Origin of the sequence: Terriglobus sp. YAF25 (assembly GCF_052113305.1) — a bacterium.
Lineage (GTDB): Bacteria > Acidobacteriota > Terriglobia > Terriglobales > Acidobacteriaceae > Terriglobus.
On sequence record NZ_JBFRCY010001060.1, the window covers coordinates 1 to 1,048 of the forward strand.

Consider the following 1,048-nt stretch of genomic DNA (forward strand, 5'->3'; position numbering starts at 1 on the left):
GTATTGGCTCGAAGAAGCCTATCAACTCACTGCAACTGGTAACTGGTAACGCCATTCTCCCGCGACGCATCTGACCCAGTAGCCAGTATTGGCTCGAAGAAGCCTATCAACTCACTGCAACTGGTAACTGGTAACGCCATTCTCCCGCGACGCATCTGACCCAGTAGCCATCGATACTCTCTTCCACCGAACGACCATGACCCTTCCCTTCTGGTTCCTCGTCCTTTCCCTCTTTCTCCCCCGCATCTGTCTCGCCATTGCCTGGCTGCAGGGCAATCTCACGCCATTCCATCTCTTCGGCTGGGTGCCGCTGCTCGCTGCCATCCTCGTGCCGCGCATTCTGATCCTGGTGCTCATCTACCAGAGCCAGGGCCTCTCAGTCTGGTTTCTCATCCACGCCGTTGCGATGGTCTGTGTCTTCGCCGGAGCTGGTTCACAACCCGCCCGCAGACGACGCCGCTCCGAAGACCTCTGAAGAGACCAGACTTTCAACGGGCCTCAAAGAGGCTCACACGGCCCTCTTCCAAAGCCGACACACTCCTTACCCAGCGCTGCGCCGCAATCTCCGAAGTACAGGGGCCGAGCGAAGCAATCCGCATCGGCCGCCTGCGGCTCTCCTCCTCTAAGCGCCGCAACACCTCCGCCAGCATCGAGCCTCGGAACGGCGTGTACAGATAGAAGATTGTTCCCCAGCCCAGATCAGCATCTCTCACATCCTGCGCGACAAAACGTGCCCGTTCCAACCCGAGGTCCGCCGCACACCGTCGCGCGGCTGCCACATAGGCAGCCTGCACCTCCACCCCGACACTCTGGCATCCGGAGAGCATTGATGCCAGCAAAGACACATGTCCCATCCCGGCACCGAAGTCAATCAGACGGTCCGTCTCCTGCAAGCCAAGTTGCTCGATCAGATTGAGAATGTGTCGCGCCGGCGTCGGCTGATATAACACCATCTCCTCTGCCAGTTCCGGCAACTCCATCTCTGGCACGTGAAGCCGCAACAGGCCGCTGACAATCTCATCCAGCGAGTCATACGAGAGCCCTGGAC

General features: G+C 59.4%; 2 protein-coding genes. One reads left to right on the top strand and one right to left on the bottom strand.

Going from position 1 to position 1,048, the window contains the following annotated elements; translation table 11 throughout:
- Positions 1 to 196 precede the first annotated feature (196 nt).
- Positions 197 to 475 (top strand): hypothetical protein, encoded by a 279-nt coding sequence (locus AB4043_RS26525; RefSeq protein ID WP_442301144.1) that lies wholly within the window; start codon positions 197 to 199, stop codon positions 473 to 475.
- A 13-nt stretch (positions 476 to 488) separates the two neighbouring features.
- Here AB4043_RS26525 and AB4043_RS26530 read toward each other — a convergent pair.
- Positions 489 to 1,048, bottom strand: a 560-nt coding sequence (locus AB4043_RS26530; RefSeq protein WP_442308661.1) for an SAM-dependent methyltransferase, incomplete at its 5' end; no start/stop codon positions are given.